This window comes from Microcoleus sp. D2_18a_D3, from assembly GCF_036702455.1.
In the GTDB taxonomy this organism is placed as follows: Bacteria; Cyanobacteriota; Cyanobacteriia; order Cyanobacteriales; family Microcoleaceae; genus Microcoleus.
This window is the reverse complement of the sequence record NZ_JAUBTK010000053.1, coordinates 34,688-53,527: the sequence shown is the minus strand read 5'-3', so window position 1 is coordinate 53,527 and position 18,840 is coordinate 34,688. Positions and strand designations below refer to the sequence as shown.

The window sequence follows — 18,840 nt, the reverse complement described above, 5'->3', positions numbered from 1 at the left end:
GACTTAGCTTTTGAGGCATTATAGAACCGTTAATGACGAGCGGGTTCTCCTGTGTATTTTGTTTGTTTTGTCAAGTACAATTTATACCAAATTAGATGAGCTTACCCTGTTCCCAGTCGGTAATCGCTGCTTGCTGCCATGCTTCATCCTCATCGGTTAATTCATCACTCAGTTCATCGAGCAATAAACAGGCTTCTACCATTGCCTGCTGTTCTTGTTGTTTGCGCCACGCTTGCAATAAAAGCTCAATTAGCCGACTGCGATTTTCTACACGATCGTCAATGTAACGCACTAGCTCATCTGGCAAAGAGATAGATACTTTCATAATTATTGTAAAACTATTTATGCCACTTTCAATACTACCAATGGTAGCACACTTCTATTTACTCACCTTACGGAACAAAAAGACGACCAACGCCCATCCAGGTTTCGATATCCAGCAAGATTTCCAGAATACGATCGACACAACGATTCCGATAGACTCGATCGGCTAAAAATCGATCGGCATCTCCAATCGTAATGACAGGTAGGGAATCCACTGTATTTTCTTCTCGGATTACCTGTTCCAGGGAGTCTTCACCCTTCATGCTGCGGTTTGCAGTAAGCAAGATCATTTGATTTTCCTGAGCAAGTCGCCAAACAACTCGATCGTTACTGTCGATCGACAAATTCATCTGCTTGAAAGTGACAAAACGAATTGGGAGTAGATTTAACCAGCCTTGACTCGCAATATTGCCCAATAAAATCTCTGCATGACCTCCGAGATTGTGATCGATCAGAAAATTCATGCTTCTAGTTCGTGTTTGGCTTTCTGTTCTCGGAGTTTTGCCCAAAGAGCCTCTCGACCGGGTTTGGGTGGCATCGCTGCAACGCGGGCAGAATGTTCGCGATTGCGTTCTTCCCAGTAATGCTGAATTTCCTTAGCTTGCTTTAAAACAATTTGATATTCTGCTTCGACTTCTGCACGATTTGCCTCAATGTAGGATAAAGCAACGTTAATCTGATCCTCTGTTAAGTCAAACAAGGAACGGATAAACTTCGGGGGATATTGAGCCGTCAAATAGTCCATCACATCATAGAGAGTGATGCGCGTACCTGAAATTGTCAGTCCGCGCTCTGTACGAATAATGATTGGTTGGTTGTTGGATACTGAAACCATACCCATAGCCTCTGAAACAGTCTAGGAAATAATCCGATCGTACCTTACAAATTTGTGATGTCGTGTTTGTAGAAACCTTTGAGCAAATCCACCAGACGCCCCCTACACAAAATTAGCCGGATCTTGATCTCGCCGATGCTTCAGCAGAATCGGAGAACCTTGGCCATCACCCACCAAAGCCGCCGTTTCCTCCAACGCTTCCCTCAGCCGCTTGGCGGCGTAGATCGACATATCGCGGGGCACATTCACCCGATCGCGCAAATACCGCAAAGCCGCATCAGAACCCGGCGGCGGCGTACAAACTTCGCCAGTCATCATCAAAGTTAAAGCACAACGCAAAGCCTCATCGAATAAGTTGTCATCAGCCGGATTGACTCGAACGATGTTGCGGTGGTGCTTAATGACGCGGTGAAGTGCTTCAGCGCGGGAGGTTTCCGGTTCTGGATACATCACATCCGGCAGGCCAGCCCAAGGCCCATTATCCACGCGGGCTTTATTCAGAAGCATCTGAGGTTCGCCGTTTTCATAACACCCGCCCATCTGAGGCGGTAAATCGTGGACGTGGGTGTGAAAATCGCTCTGAGTGCCGCGATAGGTAGGGCGGGTTTCCATCGCCGCAAACCAGTCAGCAAAGCGCGGGTTTTCTTCCCGCATCGAGTAGCCTTTGTAGTAGTAAAGACTGGCATTCATCCGTTCCACGTAGGGCGTAAAGATCACATCCGCAGTGCCAAATTCATCGAGGAAATAAGGCCCCGGAGTGCTGGCGAGAGCCTTTTCTACCTGGGCGACGACACTGATAAATTGGTTGCGGTTGTGCTGTTCTACTTTGGCTGAACTTGCTGGGTAGCACAGCCAAGAGCACCAGGCCCTAAACAGCAGTCGCTCTAGCCGCCGCAGGGGTATTACTGCGGGGTTCTCCATGCCCAAACCCAAGGGGCCATAGACTCGTTCCAGGGCGATTAAGATATCATCGCTTTCGGTGATGATGCGGCCGTCTAGTTCGATCGCCGGTAGCATTCCCGATGGCACTTTGCGCTTGTACCAGCTTTCTTTTTCCCCGTAGCAGAACATAGTAACTTTCTCAATGCGGTAGGGGATTTGTTTTTCTTCTAACCACAACCAGATTTTTTGGCAGTAGGGACACCAAGCATGGTTATCGCGGTACAGGGTGACTCGCACATCGGATTCGGTTTTGCCAAAGAGGCGCAAGCGGGATTGAGCGTTGGTGGGGCCGTTTGTGCGATCGACTTCAAAATCTGTGAGGGCTTCTAATTCTGTCCAGCTTAGGGGGGTCATGGGGTTTTAGATTTTAGATTTTAGATTTTAGATTGGAGAATTGAAGACAGCGACTGCTTCGTGGCAATAATAAAACTTACCCACCAACTCTATCTGTAGGGTGCGATGTGCGCGCACCTTACCCCTACCCATAACGTATTCAACTATTTTTTGGTTGTAAGCTGTTCTGCATTTAAATTGTATCTCAAAAAACAATAAAACTCTTGTGGGGTGTCCCGCCCGCTTCTAATATGCAATTTAAATGCGCGACAGCTTAGTCCTGAATAAGATAGTTGGTTATTAGTTAAAAAAGGCTTTGAGGACTGAAGTCCTCACTACCAACTTAACTACAATTAAGGCGACATTTGGGGCGGGGGTGGGGTGTCTTGAATTTTAACCAGTGCTGCTTTCATTTCAGGAGTTGCTAGCAACTTTTGGGTATCTGCGATTAAACGATCGCCCCAGAGGTTTTCTTTGAGATATTCTACCGTAGCATAGCGTTTGTCAAGTTTCAGAGCTGCTTCTCCCATCGCGAAGCCTTTTGCTTTGTCGCCTTTGGTGTACAATGCTACTGCTAGAGCTAGCATTGCTTCGGCTGCTTTGTCATCGATCGCGATCGCCTGTTCCCAGCGTTTGATGGCGCTATCAACCTCTCCCATTTCGTATTTTACTAATCCGATATTGTTGACAGCAGGCCACAGGTTTTTTTCTAAAGCAAAGGCTTTTTCGTATTGGGCGATCGCCTGATCGAACCGCTTTAGCTTATAAAAAGCATTGCCTAAATCAAATAATGCACCTGGAGTGTCTGGTTTTAACTTTAACCCTGCTTGCAAATATTCGGCTGCTTTCTCGTAGTTCGATTTCCGAAAGTGAGCTTCTCCCAAGACAAATTTAATTGATGGATTTTCTGGCGACAGAGATTGAGCTTGCCCCAAAGCTTCAATGCCTTTGTCAAACTGCTCGACTTGAAGGTACAAGCTGCCTAACAAAGTCCAAGTTTGAGCATTTTTGGGGGCTAACTGTGTGGCGAGTTCGGCTCTAGGTACCGCTAGTTCGTACTGCTGGAGTCTGGCTAGCTGGACGGCTTCTTCTGCAAGGCTCAAGGCCGTTTGTTCGAGTTGGGCCGAGTCGATTTGCAGGGTGTAAGGCAGGAGTGCCTGAGAGGCAGCAGGCTCGGGCATTGCCCCCAAACCGAGTGCGAGTAGCAGAGATATTAAAGGAATGCGATTAGGCACTGTACAGCCCCAGAAAAAAATATAAGGGTTTCTCGATCGCCTATAATAACTCATATTTTTGAGTTTTGATATTGCTTCTTGACTCGCAACACTTCTGGGTTTTCATTTAAATACTTCTCAAATTATGTTTGCACTCAGGATAGCCGTTTTTCTTCACTATTTTAGAGACGACTGAGAAGGTCACTACAAACAAGCTAAGTTATGAGCTATTATAAAGTTGAATCAGTTAATAAATAAGGCTTCGCGGTTGTCAGTTAAAGCTCTACAAAATTCTGTTTTAGCTCATAAATAATAGTTTATTTTTACTGATTTATAAACGAGTTAATTCCGCACTACCAACCTGGTAAATCCTTCATTTTCACGAGCTTGAGTGAGTTAATAAAGCCTGTTGAATTTTATCTAACAATTGTGCTGCTGATAAGGAAGAAGGCAAAATTTTGGCTGATACTTCTTGCAGTAGAAAGTCGATCGACTCGGATTCCGAATTTACTGCAGACCGATAATCCCAGACTAAAATTGGCAGTTTTACTGCCATTTGTCGCAGGTTCGATAGCGCCTGCAGCATAGCGGTTGATTCTGAGGGGGCATCTCGCAAACACAGCAAAACTAAGTCAACGCTTTGATATTGCAACTGCTGCAAAACTTCTGTCCAACAGGGAGCGATCGACCCTCGAAATCCTGCGGTGTGGATGTACTGGATCAAAGCTTGAAAGTTGGGAGTAGAAAACTGGGAATTGGGGAGGGGAATCTCGGCATTTGTCGATCGAGCGCCATGTTCCAATTCTTCCGTTGGGTTCCCCCCAGAAGAGGAGTGCAAATCGGGTAAAGTCGAAATGTCGGCAAATAAAATGCTGGGCTTCCAACTCATGCCCGCAGCAACTTGAATTACTTGCCACAAAGCACTTGGCATTAACCCGGTTGGTGAATTTTCACCGTCGTCGGGACTGCTAGTGGCTAAACAGGGAAATACCGACAATCCTTTGACTTGATTTGCCAGTTGCGTAGTTCGGGAGTCTAAAGTCACCAAGGGGAGAGAACCCAAATTTCGAGACCGACTTAACTGTTCGATAAAAGCTAAGGGGTTTTGCAGTTGACTTGTACCATCCAAGACGATCGCGTCGGGCCGCCAAATTCTGGCCACGAGTTCTGCTTGGCCGAGGTCGTCTGCTTCTAAAACCCGGCAGTAGTTGGGGTTGAGCAGTAAAGCGGAACCTTGAGACGAACTGTTTTGCGGGCTGAGCCACAACACGGTTAAAGGACTTTTTACTTTCGGGCTACTAGCATTACTTTTGCCGATCAAGTCTCCCAGCAGCCGCCGCAAAGCGGGTTCTTCCACCGGCAAGCTCAAAAAGCCTTCGGCCCTGTTGACACTGGCCCGTTCTTTTTCGCCTCTGGTGGCCGTGACGATCGCCGGAATCGATCGGGTATCCGGGTCACTCTTGAGCAGCGTCAGCACGTCCCAACCCGACAGCAGTGGCAGCAGCGGGTTGAGGAAAATCGCTTCGGGACTGAACCTGCGAGCTTTTTCCAGCGCTTCGGTGCCGGAACGGGCGACTATTACTTGGTAGCCCAAACCTGAGATGACGTTGGTTAAATCTTCGATATATTTGGGAACTGCTTCGACTATTAATACTAAACGAGAGCGAGAATTGGCGATCGGAATCTGATATTGGGGTTTTAATAATTCTGACTCAGCGGCTCCCGGTGCCGGGACTTCTTCGCTGCTGTTTCCCGGAGGAGTTGGTGGCAACAGCAGGGTAAATTGAGAGCCTTGGTTTTCTGAGGAAATAAACGAAACGTCTCCGCCGTGGAGCCGAGCTAGGCGTTGAGTTAGTACCAGTCCCAGTCCGGTTCCTTGAAAGCGCCTGGTGAGGGGGCTTTCTAGCTGTTGGAATTTCTGAAAAATCAGGTGCTGTTTGTCGGCAGGGATGCCGATTCCAGTGTCCCAAACTTTGAATGCGATCCAGCCTTCCCAAACATTTACTTTCAATCCGATTTTGCCACCGAGTTCGGTAAATTTTAGGGCATTGGAAAGGAGGTTAACCAGCATTTGCCGCAGTCGCAGTTCGTCGGCAATTAAGTGGCTCAGTCCCGGTTCTATTTCGAGTGTAAATTCTATTTGGGCGGAGGGTTCTGCGTTTGCTGTACCGTCCGTTGTGCTCGGAACGGGAGGGTTTTTTTCTTCTTGCTGTTGCAGTTGTTTTGCTTGTTCAAAGGCTCTTTGGCAGGTTGATTCTATTTCGACTGCTTCGGGAATTAGTTCTAGCTGCCCGGTTTCCATCCGGGTCAAGTCTAATATATCGTTAACAATTGTCATCAAATGCCGCCCGCTTTTATGGATTAGTTTGGCGTAGCGTGTTTGGCGATCGTTTAGTTCTCCGATCAATTTATCTTTGAGGAGGCTGGACAAACCGAGGACGGCGGTGAGCGGGGTTTTTAGTTCGTGGCTGATGCAGGATAAAAATTCGTCTTTTAGTCTGTTGAGGTGGATTAAATCTGCGTTTTTCGCTGCTAGTTCTTTGGCGACTAAATGTTCTTCGGTGACATCTTGTCCCATTACTAAAATTAGCTTGTCTGAGAGCGGCTGTTTGACAAATTGCCAGATCCGTTCTTGACCTTTTTGTACCGGGCACTCGCAAATGTAGGTGTCTGGTTTGCCGGCCATAGGACACCAAGCTGGAGCGGTTAAGGTTGAGGGGGAGGCTGCAGCGTACAAGGGCAGCGGGCAACTGGTGGCTGCTGTTGAATCACGCGCGGCGAAGCTATCCTGCAGGGAATCGCCCGATCTACTTGCTCCTACTAGGCTCCTGCAGTCGGTGGTGATGCCCTCTAACTGCACGCTCTTGTATTCGCTTGTTAAATGGCTTGGTTTACGAGGCGAGTGTTTACCCAAATTTGCTGCTGGTTCTGGAACTGGTTCTGGGCCTGCTCCCAGCAAAGTCCGCCACGCTGCGTTTTGACTGACTATTTGTGCGGTTGGGGTTTGCAATCTCAGGGGCAGGGGCAGTTTTTCCAACAGTTCAACTAGGGAGTTCAGGTTTTCCGAAGGTTTCAATCCTGCTTCTAGAAAGCGTAGTTGAGCGCCTAGGGCCGTGGCGATGGCTTCGGCAACAGGTTTTAATTCGATTTCTTTGACGGCTGTTGCCTGCTCTGGGAGGCTGCTGAGAGAGCTGCTGTTAAGTGCGGCGAATTGCAGCAGGCTCAGGCTGTCTAGCATTCCTAAAAATTGACCGCTGGCATCTGTCAGGGCGATCGGGTTGTTTGATGAAATGCCTGCGGTTTGACGGTTTGGCCGGGCTGGGGTGTTCTGTTCCTCTGTTTGCAGGTACTGCCAGAATTCGCTGACGCTCATAGCGGCGGGTAATGCCCTGACTGGTTCGAGCGCGATCGGGCTTTCTGACAAAGGTTGCTGCCCGTCGTTTGTGCGATCGGCTCCCCAAGCCCAAAGGCTGCGGAGATACACTAATCCCAGCGGCTGTAACTGCTCGTTGACTACTGCGACTCGATCGCAGTTGCAGGATCTGAAAATTGACTGCAGCGATTCTAGCGCACCCGTTTGGAGGCACAGCGGCACTGGATCTATAAAATTTTTGAGACTGGGGGTGGTGACTGGCATAACAAACCTGAGAGTCTGCTCGCGAGAGCAGTAATATTTTTGATGCTCAATGTAGCTGCGAATTTCTGTATCTTATTTGTTTTATATCAGTTCGCTATCAGGCTCGGTATCTGCACCGAGACCGGGGAGTCCGATGCCTACACCTGATTTGAGGCGACTAGCAATTATTTTAAGGCTTAAGCTTAATTGCAGAAATCACGCTCAGGGTGCTTGACACAAAAACCACGGAGTAGACTTTGATTCTTCTTCTGGTAGAAGCGCATCACTTATTTTGCGGTTAAGATTGGTTAAAATAAATGTTGAGATGATTGTTAAAATGTTAAGTTTTTTGTAAAGGAGATATCAACTCTGAGCGATCCAGCACTTTCAGGCAACTTAGGTGGTACACCTACAGCTTTGCTTCCTCAACTGTCTATCGGTATTTTTGTCCGCTCTGAGGAAATCGCAGCCTCTGCGATCGAGCTTTTGAGAGCCGAACGCTATACTTTAACGCACATTAAGTCGGCAGTGGAGCTTTTGGGGTTCCTTAAGCACAATTATCACCTTGATTGTTTGGTTTTGGAGGTGGATGGGGATCTGCGATCGCTTCTGGGCAAGCTGCAAGAACGATCGCTCTTTTTGCCTGCTGTAATTTTTTCGCCTCACGCGCCGGTAGATGGCAGGCCCGAAGCACCATATTCAGATGGTTTTGAGGCCGCAGCCAGTACCGCCAACAAGAGTCAAGACGAAAGCTGTGCTTTTTTTTATCACCCTGCTGAGGTGCAACTGGCAATCGCTCGATCGAGCTCCATAGCTGCCGGTATCGATCGGGCGATCGCACAATTTCTGAAACTTTCAACTCCGGTTCCTGTCAATTACCAATCCGTAACGGTTGATGCGACAGCCCAATTGACGGCTCAAAGTTTGCTCAGCCGACAGCAGCGGCGGCTGGCGGAAAAATTACGGGAGCGATTAGGATACTTAGGTGTGTATTATAAAAGAAATTCCCAGATTTTTTTGAGAAATCTGTCGGCCCCAGAGAAACAAAAGTTTTTGGAGCAACTCAAGTCTAGTTATCGCGGCATCGTTTTGAATTATTTTTCTCAAGATGCTGCGGTCAACAATCAAATAGATGAATTTGTGAATTTGGCTTTTTTTGCTGACGTTCCCGTGACTCAAATTGTAGAAATTCACATGGAATTGATGGACGAGTTTGCTAAACAGCTAAAATTAGAAGGACGCAGCGAGGAAATATTGCTTGATTACCGTTTGACCCTGATTGACGCGATCGCTCATATGTGCGAGATGTATCGGCGATCGATTCCGAAAGAAACATCTCAAGGTAGAATGTAGCAGGGATTCGGCCTAATTTAAGAAAGAAAAGGTAGAAGGTAGAATCTAACAAAAAAGAAAGGAGCCGACCAACGGCCGCGCGAGCGCGAGGCAGCAATTATTATAAAATAACAAAGAACAGCGGATTTAAGACAAATAACAACTACAACTAACATCTGACAACTAATACTCAACATTTAAAAAAGTTCATGAGTCCTCTGAAGAAAACCTACGTTCTGAAGCTGTACGTTGCGGGGAATACTCCCAACTCAGTGCGAGCTTTGAAAACCCTAAAGGACATCCTAGAACAAGAATTTCAAGGAGTCTACGCGCTGAAAGTCATAGATGTTCTCAAAAATCCTCAGCTAGCAGAAGAGGACAAAATATTGGCAACCCCGACGCTGGCAAAAATCCTGCCACCGCCGGTGCGAAAAATTATTGGCGATTTGTCCGATCGCGAGAAAGTTCTGATAGGATTAGATTTGCTCTATGAAGAACTTCGCGAAGAAGACATGAATTCATAAGATAATCAGGTGAGAGTCAGTCGATTTTAGATTTGAGACTTCGGTTTGGCGTGAAACGTTCGGCGAGGGCGAGCGTCGAAGCGTCGAGTCGCGCGATCGTCGAACGATTTTAGATTTTAGGTTTACTCAACAGATGAATCTGGGAGGTTGAACAAAAGTCTAAAATTTTTATCTTTCCACGACAGGAGTACGTGGCACGGTATCGGTTTTTGGGCGGGGTCATTAGTCAGCAGTCAGCAGTCATTAGTTATTGAGCAAGAGCCAAAACTAAAAGCTGGGTACAAAGACTCATGATCGGCGGTTAATGAGTGACAACTAAAGAATACTGAGAGTTGACAAAAATCGACATGAATGAAATTAGTCAAACGGTTCAACGAAAAGGATTGGTAACGCCAGGAGTTGAAAAAATTCGCACGATGATTGAGGGTTTCGATGACATCAGTCACGGCGGAATGCCACTCGGCCGAACCACCCTAGTCAGCGGCACGTCAGGAACGGGAAAAACTTTATTTGCCGTACAATTTCTCTATAACGGAATTACCCATTTTGACGAAGCGGGAGTGTTCGTAACTTTTGAAGAATCTCCGACAGATATTATTAAAAATGCTTGCAGTTTCGGTTGGGATCTGGCACAGTTAATCGAGGAAGGCAAGCTATTTATTTTGGACGCTTCCCCCGACCCGGAAGGTCAAGATATCGTAGGAAATTTTGATTTATCAGCCTTAATCGAGCGAATTCAGTACGCCATTCGCAAATACAAAGCCAAGCGAGTTTCTATAGATTCGGTGACAGCCGTATTTCAGCAGTACGACGCTGCATCGGTGGTGCGCCGAGAAATTTTTCGCTTAGTTGCCCGCCTCAAACAAGTCGGAGCAACTACAGTTATGACTACGGAACGGGTGGAAGAATACGGCCCGGTGGCTCGGTTTGGGGTGGAAGAGTTTGTGTCGGATAATGTGGTGATTGTTCGCAACGTATTGGAAGGAGAACGCCGCCGCCGCACCATCGAAATTTTGAAGTTGCGCGGTACAACTCACATGAAGGGCGAATATCCTTTTACGATGACTAATGACGGAATTAATATTTTCCCATTGGGGGCGATGCGATTAACTCAAAAGTCTTCAAACGTGCGGGTTTCTTCGGGCGATAAAACTCTCGACGAGATGTGCGGTGGCGGCTTCTTCAAAGACTCAATTATTTTGGCTACGGGTGCAACGGGAACCGGCAAAACGCTATTGGTTAGCAAGTTCTTGCAGAATGCTTGTATGAACGGCAATCGGGCGCTGTTGTTTGCCTATGAAGAGTCGCGGGCTCAGTTGTTCCGCAATGCTTATTCTTGGGGCATTGATTTTGAGGAAATGGAAGAGAAAGGACTGCTGAAGCTGCTGTGCACTTACCCGGAATCGGCGGGTTTGGAAGACCACTTGCAGAGTATTAAATCAGAAATTGCTGAGTTCAAACCTTCTCGAATTGCTATAGACTCGCTGTCGGCGTTAGCTAGGGGTGTCAGCAATAATGCTTTCAGGCAATTTGTGATCGGAGTGACTGGTTTTGCGAAGCAGGAAGAAATAACCGGGTTTTTCACGAATACAAGCGACCAGTTTATGGGTGCTCATTCGATTACGGACTCCCATATTTCTACGATTACTGACACGATTATCATGTTGCAGTATGTAGAGATTAGAGGAGAAATGTCGCGGGCAATTAATGTGTTTAAGATGCGCGGTTCGTGGCACGACAAAGGAATTCGAGAATACACGATTACTGAAAGAGGGCCACAAATTAAAGATTCGTTCAGTGGTTACGAACGGATTATCAGCGGTTCTCCTAGTCGGATTACGATTAATGAGAAGAGTGAGCTATCGCGGATTCTCCAGGGTGTGCAAGGTCAAGACGATGAGGATATTTGAGAGTTAGCAGTATGCTTGTAAGTGGCGCGGCGCGCACCGCTGTGGTGTGAGTTCGCCCAAACAGCCATCACTTTTTAACAATTGATCATTAAAAAAGATCGATCGCGAACGATCGATCTTTTTAAGTAGTTAAACAAAATTAATTACACAAACAACTAATATGATACATTGAGAATATCAAGTTGTATTCAAAGAGGTTTTAGTCGTTCCCCGGAGCAACTATTTATCAAAGCCCCTGCGGTTATACTGGTGGAAGCCAAGAAAGAAGACTTTAAACCTGCTCGCTTAGCGTCTAGTGGCTGATCTAGAGAGAACTTACTATGAAAATTCATTCACAAGTATGTATTTATGTAACCATGCAATAAATTTGTGAAGACAAGCCAACAGACTCAACAATGTAGCATAATTATGATTAAATTTACATTGTTTCAGTATTTAGATTGGCGATCGCTAGGTCAACACTTCGGACGGTTTGCGATCGCTAACGGTAAAATAAGGGTTCTAGGCTTTTACTCAAAAACTGTCCGGGGTCTTGTTAGCAGATTAACGCATAATTAAATTACTCCTGTTATTTATCCCCGACATTGTAACTTAAAACCATGAACTATTTACACCGACTGAAACCAACTAGGCAAATATCAATCTGGTTAGCTGTTGTGTGTTCAGGAATCGCCACCGCTTGCCAAGGGTCTCCTGCAACTAAAACCAGTCCTCAACCTTCTGTTAAGGTAGCTTCTCCGGCCCCCATAACCCGTTTTGATGGCACAACTATTACTATCTTAACTCGCGATTTGCCAGTGATTGCAGAACCCCTAAAACGGCGAGCCCCTGAGTTTGAAAAGCTCACCGGATCAAAAATTAAAATTATCACAGTTCCCTTTGGGAAGTTATATCAGGAAATTAAACAGGACTTGAGCAATGGAACTAAAAAATATGATGTGATTGTCTTCGCTCCTCAATGGATGGTAGATTATGCGACACCTGGGTATCTGGAAAATTTAACTGAACGAGTCGCTGCTGATCATACTATTGAGTGGAAGGATATCGCTCCATTATTCCGAGATTTTAGCTCTAATTACCAAGGAAAAATTGTCACTATTCCCCTCGATGGTGATTTTATCATGGTTTACTACCGGACAGATTTGCTGCAAGCTGAAGGCCTCAACCCGCCGGAAACTTGGGAAGATTATTTAGCGATCGCGAAGCGATTTCAAGGTCGGGATTTGAACGGTGATGGTACTCCCGATTACGGTTCCTGCACGGCAAAAAAACCTAACGCTCAGTCCTATTTTATGTTTTGGTCTGTTGCTACTTCTTTCCTCCAAAGTCAGGGAACTCAACAAGGTGCTTTTTTCGATCCAGATACCATGAAGCCACTGGTTAATAATGAAGGGATAGCTGCCGCCTTAGATATTTATAAAGAAACATTAAAATATAGCCCTCCTGACGAATTGAATTTTGATCTGGAACAGGCTCGCGACTTTTTTATTGCTGGCCGCTGCGCGTTAACCTTAGACTGGGGCGATACTGGTCTCCTGGCAATCACACCTAAATCTAAAGTTAAAGATAAAGTTGGAGCCGTCATTTTGCCAGGAACCAAACAAGTGCTCGATCGCACCACTGGTAAACTAATACCTTGTGATAAAGTTACTTGTCCTTTTGCTCTCAATGGCATTAATCATGCTCCCTATGCGGCCTTCGGTGGTTGGGTGGGAGCCATTAACAAAGCAGCCCCTCCTAAGAATAAAGATGCAGGTTATGCTTTCATATCCTATATGAGTCAACCAGCGCAATCCAATATCGATGTTACGATTGGATGGACGGGTTTTAATCCTTATCGGATCTCGCAATTTACTAACCGAGAACCTTGGATAAAAACAGGTATGAGTTTTGAAGCTACGAGTAATTATCTTGGTGCAATCGGCGTTAGTCTTAGAAGTCCTAATATCGTTCTTGACCTGCGAATTGCTGAGAATAACCGCTATCAAGGAGAGATCCTTGACCAAACAATAGCAGAGTTTTTAGCTGGCAAAATTACCAGGGATGAAGCGATGCAGCAAATCAATAATAACTGGGAGAAAATTACCAATAAAATTGGGCGAAAAGAGCAACGGGCTGCCTACCGATATAGTCTTGGTTTGAGTCAATAATCGGTAAAAAATTGTCATGTTAAAAAATCACAAATTTATTCAAAATTTGATTGTTTCCAATGTCAAATTAAAACAGCATGGCTGGGGATTAAGCGCTAAACTCACAGCCGCTTATTCGGTTTTAATTGTGCTTGTTGCTGGGATGTTAACAGCTAACCTTTACCTACATTTGCGAACAGCACAGCTTCAGGCTATACGCGATCGCATCTTCGATCTCGTCAGCCTAGCTACGCCACAAATTGACAGCGATTACCATTCCCTAATTATCAGTTACAACGATCAACAACGCCCTTACTATCAAATCCTCTGGAAGCGCCTCCAAACCATTCAAGCAACCACCAAAGGTATTAATCGTATTTACACCTTACGTCATCTTCCCAATGACAAAATTGTGTATGTGATTGACTATTCCCCGCCTCCTAAATCCATCGCCACTGTCGGCGAAACAGTCACTAATTTAACACCACTATTAGAGGCAAAAATCAATAATCTTACAGGCCCACTTGTGGAAGAACATTTGCTCCAAAATCAAGATGCAAAACCTATTCTATACGGTTATGCACCGATTATTGACGCAATGGGGAGGCGGGAAGGAATACTGGTGATTGAATTGGATGCTTCAGCAGTAATTCAGAGCGAAATTCAGGCGCGAAATTTGGCTTTAATAACATTTTTGATCACATTACCAATAGCAGTAAGTATTGGTTGGTGGTTGGCACGGCGACTGACTTCCCCGATTGCGGAATTAGTAGTTGTAGCAGAAGCAATTGCCCAAGGACAACTGGAGCAAACTGTAAAAGTTTATAGTAAAGATGAAGTCGGAACTCTTGCCAATGCTTTCAATCACATGAGTCATCAATTGAAAGAATCCTTTGATACTCTTGAAGCCAAAGTTGCGAAACGTACCACCGAACTTGCTCAAGCAAATCAGGAAATTAGCGGACTTAATCAGCGTCTCAGAGCTGAAAATATCCGTATGGGTGCGGAGTTAGAAGTAACGCGCAGACTGCAAATGATGATTTTACCTAAACAACAAGAATTAGAGTCAATTGAGGGGTTAGAAATTGCTGGATTTATGGAACCTGCTGATGAAGTCGGCGGCGACTACTACGATGTGCTGCAAAAAAATGGTCTGGTCAAAATTAGCATCGGTGATGTCACCGGACATGGTTTGGAAAGTGGGGTGATCATGCTGATGGCCCAAACCGCTGTCAGAACCCTGCAAGAAAGTAATCAGACCGATCCGGTACAATTTTTGGATATTCTCAACAACACCATTTATAAGAACATCCAGCGCATCAACCCTGCTAAAAGCCTAACTCTTGCCCTGCTTGACTATGCTGACGGAATTTTGAGTTTGAGCGGACAACATGAAGAAGTCATTGTAGTACGTTCTGGAGGTAAAGTTGAGCGGATTGATACGATGAATCTCGGCTTTCCCATTGGCTTGGATGAGGAAATTGCTGATTTCATTGCGTCTGAACAGATACAAATCAATTCGGGAGATGTAGTGATACTATACACTGATGGAATAACAGAAGCATTCGACATCAATCGCCAGCAATACGGGATTGAGCGGTTATGTGAAGTAGCCAGTCGCAACTGTTCCCTCTCAGTAGAAGGAATTAGACAAGCGGTGATTGATGATGTGCGGCAGCATATCGGCTCTCAGAAAGTTTTTGATGATATTACTTTGGTGGTGCTGAAACAAAAATAGCTACGCAAGCGAGGATGTAGAAATGCTATTTACTCGCTTACGACACCAGTAAAGCCCGTCGTACCCCCTCACTGGGAAGTGCGACAAACTAGGGGTAGAAACTATAACTTGATAACTGTTTTGAGGAGATTAAGATTGCACGGTTGGCGTTGCTGATTTACGGCATGAAATGCTAAATAGGCAAGTCATAGAAACCAGTATCCACAAAGCTTCGGGATTTTCAACTGATTTTTTTCCTACCCTGATCAAGCAACGCCGCCAATATTAGCAGTGGCTAGCAGCAGGACTAATTCTTCCTAATATCGCGGTGAAGGTGTCGGCACGTCAACTCATCTAACCGACTTTAATCGCTAAGAGCGATCGCCTTCTTGAGTATACCGAGATGAAGCAGAAATATCTAGAGCTAGAGATTACCGAAATGGCAACGATGCGGAATTTTGACATTACCTACAATGTTTTGGACCCATTATCGAAGCGTGGTATTGGGATTTATGTTAATGACTTGGGACTGGGTATGCTGCTTTTAACTACCTGAAAAATTTTCCGGTGAAGTCGCTCAAAATTGAGCCCTCATTTGTGCGCGATTGATTTAGCCAGCGATCGGATCGCTTGCGGAATTGTCAAAGCCATAGTTGCAATCCCTCATGGCTTAAATCTCAGCACAATTGCCGAAGGAATTGAAACCCAAGCGCAATTGCAATAGTTACAAGCGATCGCCTAGGAAATCGGGCAGCGTTATATGTTGAGGAAGCCTGTCACTGCTGAGGTTGCCACTCAATTAATCCGACATCCTGAATTGTTGTCTACCACTATGTGGAATCAGCAATCCTCCCTCATGAAAGCGCGCAAAAGTCTTATAATTAATTTAATGCTCGTGTCGCTCAAATGACTCAAAAAATTTTACGGCGGAATAATATAAAAGTGTTTGGACAAGGCAGCCAGACCATGATGTTTGCTCATGGATTTGGGTGCGATCAAAATATGTGGCGTTTCGTAACACCGGCCTTCGAGAAGGACTACAAAATCATCCTATTTGATTATGTAGGTTCGGGGCAGTCTGATATTAGTGCCTACAGTCCTGAACGGTACAGCGACCTCAATGGCTATGTTCAGGATGTCCTCGATATCTGTGAAGAATTGGCCTTGAGTGATGTGATTTTTGTCGGCCATTCTGTCAGCAGTATGATCGGCCTTGTGTCCTCAATTCAAGCTCCTAATTACTTTAATCGCCTGATTTTCGTAGGGCCTTCACCCTGCTACATGAATGATTTACCAAATTATTACGGAGGGTTTGAGCGCCAAGATATTGAGGATCTCCTCGATATCATGGAGAAAAATTACATTGGTTGGGCAAGCTTTATGGCGCCAATGGTGATGCAGAATGAGGAGCGTCCAGAGTTAAGTGAGGAACTTGAGGCAAGTTTTTGTTCCACCGATCCGGTGGTTGCAAGTCGCTTTGCCGAGGTAACTTTTTACTCTGACAATCGCAGTGATTTACCGAAGGCCTCAGTACCTTCACTGATATTGCAATGTACTGATGACATGGTAGCTCCCACCGAGGTAGGGCATTATCTCCACCGCCACCTGCCTAAAAGTACGCTACGGCTGATGAAAGCTACGGGACATTGCCCGCACATGAGTCATCCACAAGAGACGATCGACATGATTAAGGAGTATTTGAGTGCACCTCATACTACCTGATTTGTATGGCAAACATGACCTACCAGATAGACGAGCTACTAAACACGTCACCCTGTGGATTCCTCTCGTTTGCTGACGATGGTACGATCCTAATGGTCAACGCCACATTACTGCAATTACTCGGACACGAAACCGATGAACTGCGGGGACAGAAAATGGAATCCATTCTGCCGATCGCCAGCCGGATTTTCTATCAAACCCATTTCTTCCCCCTGTTGAAGCTCCACGGTAAAGTAGAGGAAATTTACTTCTCATTAAGGTCGAAGGAGGGTAGTGAGATACCCATGCTGATCAACGCTGTGCGTCGAGAGAAGGGAGGAAGCTTCATCAACGATTGCATCTTGATCTGTATCCGCCAGCGTATCCTGTACGAAGGTGAAATTATTAAAGCAAAAAAAGCAGCCGAGGCAGCTATTCTCGCCCAAAAGCAAGCGGAAATCGCCCTGCGGAAACAGTACGACAAGGCGATATTACTTCAAGAAATTACTCAACACATCCGTCAATCTCTTGATTTGTCTACAATTTTTGAGATTGCTTCCCAGGAGATTCGCGTGTTTCTTGATGCCGAGCGCGTCGGCATATTTAAGTTCTATCCTGACAGTAATTTTGGATATGGTGAGTTTGTTTCAGAATCCGTAGGCGAAGGCTGTAAATTGGTAAGCAAAAATCAATTTAACGACCCGTGTGGTGGTGAACAAGATCCGGATTCATATCAAGAATGGAGAATGCAGGTAGTTGAAGATATCAATAATATTGACCTTCAACACTGTTACCGCGCTCTTTGGAAACAATTTCCGGTTCGGGCTAATTTAGTTGCGCCGTTGCTCAATGGACAAGATTTGTGGGGGTTGTTATGTATTCATCAATGTTCTGCTCCTCGGCAATGGGAAGAATTTGAAATTGACCTTGTTAAACAGATTGCTAATCAGTTAGCGATCGCCATTAAACAAGCGGATATTTTTCAGAAGTTGCAGAAGGAATTGGCAGAAAGGCAGCAGGCTCAAGCGCGCATGAGAGAAATCAATCAACAACTGGCACTCTCTAACGAAGAACTAGCCCGCGCTACTCACCTCTTAGAACAAGTGGTAAATATTGATGGGTTGACTCAAATTGCTAATCGCCGCTGTTTTAATGACCGCTTAGAGCATGAATGGCAGCGCCTATACCGGGAACAAAAACCTATTTCTCTTTTGTTATTTGATGTCGATTATTTCAAACGTTATAATGATTGCTACGGTCATCAAATGGGGGATGATTGTCTGTTCAAACTTGCTCAGACTGTGCAAGAAGTGGTCTACCGTCCGGCGGATTTAGTGGCGCGTTACGGCGGAGAAGAATTTGCCATCATTTTGCCTAATACAGATATTGAAGGAGCGAGTTCGGTGGCCCAACGGATTCACGCTGCTATTCAAGCTTTGCATATTCCTCACAAAACCTCTGATGTGAGCGATGTAGTTACTATTAGTATGGGTATCGCCAACTTGATTCCGATTGCGGAACTATCATCGGCTGACTTGATTGCGATCGCCGATCGTGCACTCTACCGTGCTAAGGAACAGGGGCGGAATCAGTCCGCAACCTGCGACTACAGCGGCGATTCGATTTTTGACACTGACGCTTAAATCACAATAATTGAGACCGAGGACAAAAATTTGTCCCCGGTCTCTCAAAGTCAGTCAATCGATTTTAGATTTTAGATTTTAGATTTTAGAGGCGACCCCACGGATAAATGCGGGGGCTTGAGGATTTTCGATTTGCGATTTTGGATTGATTCCACGGATAAATCACGTGGCTGGTACCATCAAGAAATTCGTGGTCATTGTATAAATTTAAATGAGCACGGAGGGAAATTAAAAACTCGGCTCCGACCGTCGCAGATTTTCCAGAGCCCGCCGACTTGCTCAACCAGTTGAAAGCACAGCGCAAAAAGTCCGGGGCAAACTTGGCTGATATGGAGGTGGTTTTGCAGATACTTGGAACAGATGGGAGCGAAATTGGAGCGGAAAATAGGACGATCGGTAATACAATTAACCTTAAACCCTTACTCCACAAAAGACATATAAAATGAGCACGGAGGGATTTGAACCCCCGACCCTCAGGACCGGAACCTGATGCTCTATCCACTGAGCTACGTGCCCTCGACTTTCTACAGTATAACACGTCTTGCGGAAAATGGCGAGTGCGATCGCAAATTTCCTGACCTGCCTCCAAACCGCTTGAGCCATGCGGGTTAAACTCGCCC

The 18,840-nt window shown here is 45.6% G+C and carries 15 protein-coding genes and 1 tRNA gene; 9 read left to right on the top strand and 7 right to left on the bottom strand.

What is annotated here, in order from left to right:
• Positions 1-91 precede the first annotated feature (91 nt).
• The 6 genes from QUB06_RS22370 to QUB06_RS22345 all read right to left on the bottom strand — a co-directional run bounded on the left by QUB06_RS22370 (position 92) and on the right by QUB06_RS22345 (position 7,285).
• On the bottom strand, positions 92-325 hold the full coding sequence (locus QUB06_RS22370) for a ribbon-helix-helix domain-containing protein (RefSeq protein ID WP_333437134.1): 234 nt from the start codon (positions 323-325) through the stop codon (positions 92-94).
• 67 nt (positions 326-392) lie between these two features.
• Positions 393-788 (bottom strand): ACP S-malonyltransferase, encoded by a 396-nt coding sequence (locus QUB06_RS22365; RefSeq protein WP_333437133.1) that lies wholly within the window; start codon positions 786-788, stop codon positions 393-395.
• Positions 785-1,159 (bottom strand): DUF433 domain-containing protein, encoded by a 375-nt coding sequence (locus tag QUB06_RS22360; protein ID WP_333437132.1) that lies wholly within the window; start codon positions 1,157-1,159, stop codon positions 785-787. Before QUB06_RS22360 ends, QUB06_RS22365 begins: the two co-directional genes overlap by 4 nt.
• 102 nt (positions 1,160-1,261) lie before the next feature.
• On the bottom strand, positions 1,262-2,455 hold the full coding sequence (locus QUB06_RS22355) for a glutathione S-transferase family protein (RefSeq protein WP_333437131.1): 1,194 nt from the start codon (positions 2,453-2,455) through the stop codon (positions 1,262-1,264).
• Positions 2,456-2,787: 332 nt separating this feature from the next.
• A complete protein-coding gene (locus tag QUB06_RS22350; protein WP_445251412.1) occupies positions 2,788-3,669 on the bottom strand; it encodes a tetratricopeptide repeat protein in 882 nt (293 codons plus the stop codon).
• 358 nt (positions 3,670-4,027) lie between these two features.
• Positions 4,028-7,285, bottom strand: coding sequence for an ATP-binding protein (locus tag QUB06_RS22345; RefSeq protein WP_333437129.1), 3,258 nt, complete (start codon positions 7,283-7,285; stop codon positions 4,028-4,030).
• Between the two features lie 396 nt (positions 7,286-7,681).
• On the opposite strand from QUB06_RS22345, the gene QUB06_RS22340 reads away from it, so the two are divergent.
• From QUB06_RS22340 to QUB06_RS22300, 9 genes are all read left to right on the top strand, one after another.
• Complete coding sequence (locus QUB06_RS22340; protein WP_333437128.1) at positions 7,682-8,617, top strand: circadian clock protein KaiA; 936 nt, start codon at positions 7,682-7,684, stop codon at positions 8,615-8,617.
• Positions 8,618-8,805: 188 nt separating this feature from the next.
• Positions 8,806-9,120: a circadian clock protein KaiB gene (gene kaiB / locus QUB06_RS22335; RefSeq protein ID WP_236503428.1), complete on the top strand. Its 315-nt coding sequence runs from the start codon at positions 8,806-8,808 to the stop codon at positions 9,118-9,120.
• Positions 9,121-9,467: 347 nt separating this feature from the next.
• A complete protein-coding gene (gene kaiC, locus QUB06_RS22330; protein ID WP_333437127.1) occupies positions 9,468-11,030 on the top strand; it encodes a circadian clock protein KaiC in 1,563 nt (520 codons plus the stop codon).
• 599 nt (positions 11,031-11,629) lie between these two features.
• Entirely contained in the window at positions 11,630-13,180 is a 1,551-nt protein-coding gene (locus QUB06_RS22325; RefSeq protein ID WP_333437126.1) for an extracellular solute-binding protein, read from the top strand.
• Positions 13,181-13,196: 16 nt separating this feature from the next.
• A complete protein-coding gene (locus tag QUB06_RS22320; protein WP_333437125.1) occupies positions 13,197-14,897 on the top strand; it encodes a SpoIIE family protein phosphatase in 1,701 nt (566 codons plus the stop codon).
• 382 nt (positions 14,898-15,279) lie between these two features.
• Entirely contained in the window at positions 15,280-15,432 is a 153-nt protein-coding gene (locus QUB06_RS22315) for a hypothetical protein (RefSeq protein WP_333437124.1), read from the top strand.
• Positions 15,433-15,459: 27 nt separating this feature from the next.
• Entirely contained in the window at positions 15,460-15,600 is a 141-nt protein-coding gene (locus tag QUB06_RS22310) for a hypothetical protein (RefSeq protein ID WP_333437123.1), read from the top strand.
• Positions 15,601-15,782: 182 nt separating this feature from the next.
• Positions 15,783-16,598 (top strand): alpha/beta hydrolase, encoded by an 816-nt coding sequence (locus QUB06_RS22305; RefSeq protein WP_333437122.1) that lies wholly within the window; start codon positions 15,783-15,785, stop codon positions 16,596-16,598.
• A 5-nt stretch (positions 16,599-16,603) separates the two neighbouring features.
• A complete protein-coding gene (locus QUB06_RS22300) occupies positions 16,604-18,220 on the top strand; it encodes a diguanylate cyclase domain-containing protein (RefSeq protein WP_333437121.1) in 1,617 nt (538 codons plus the stop codon).
• A gap of 443 nt (positions 18,221-18,663) precedes the next feature.
• Here the strand turns inward: QUB06_RS22300 and QUB06_RS22295 are convergent.
• A tRNA-Arg gene (locus QUB06_RS22295) sits at positions 18,664-18,736 on the bottom strand.
• Positions 18,737-18,840: the final 104 nt, after the last annotated feature.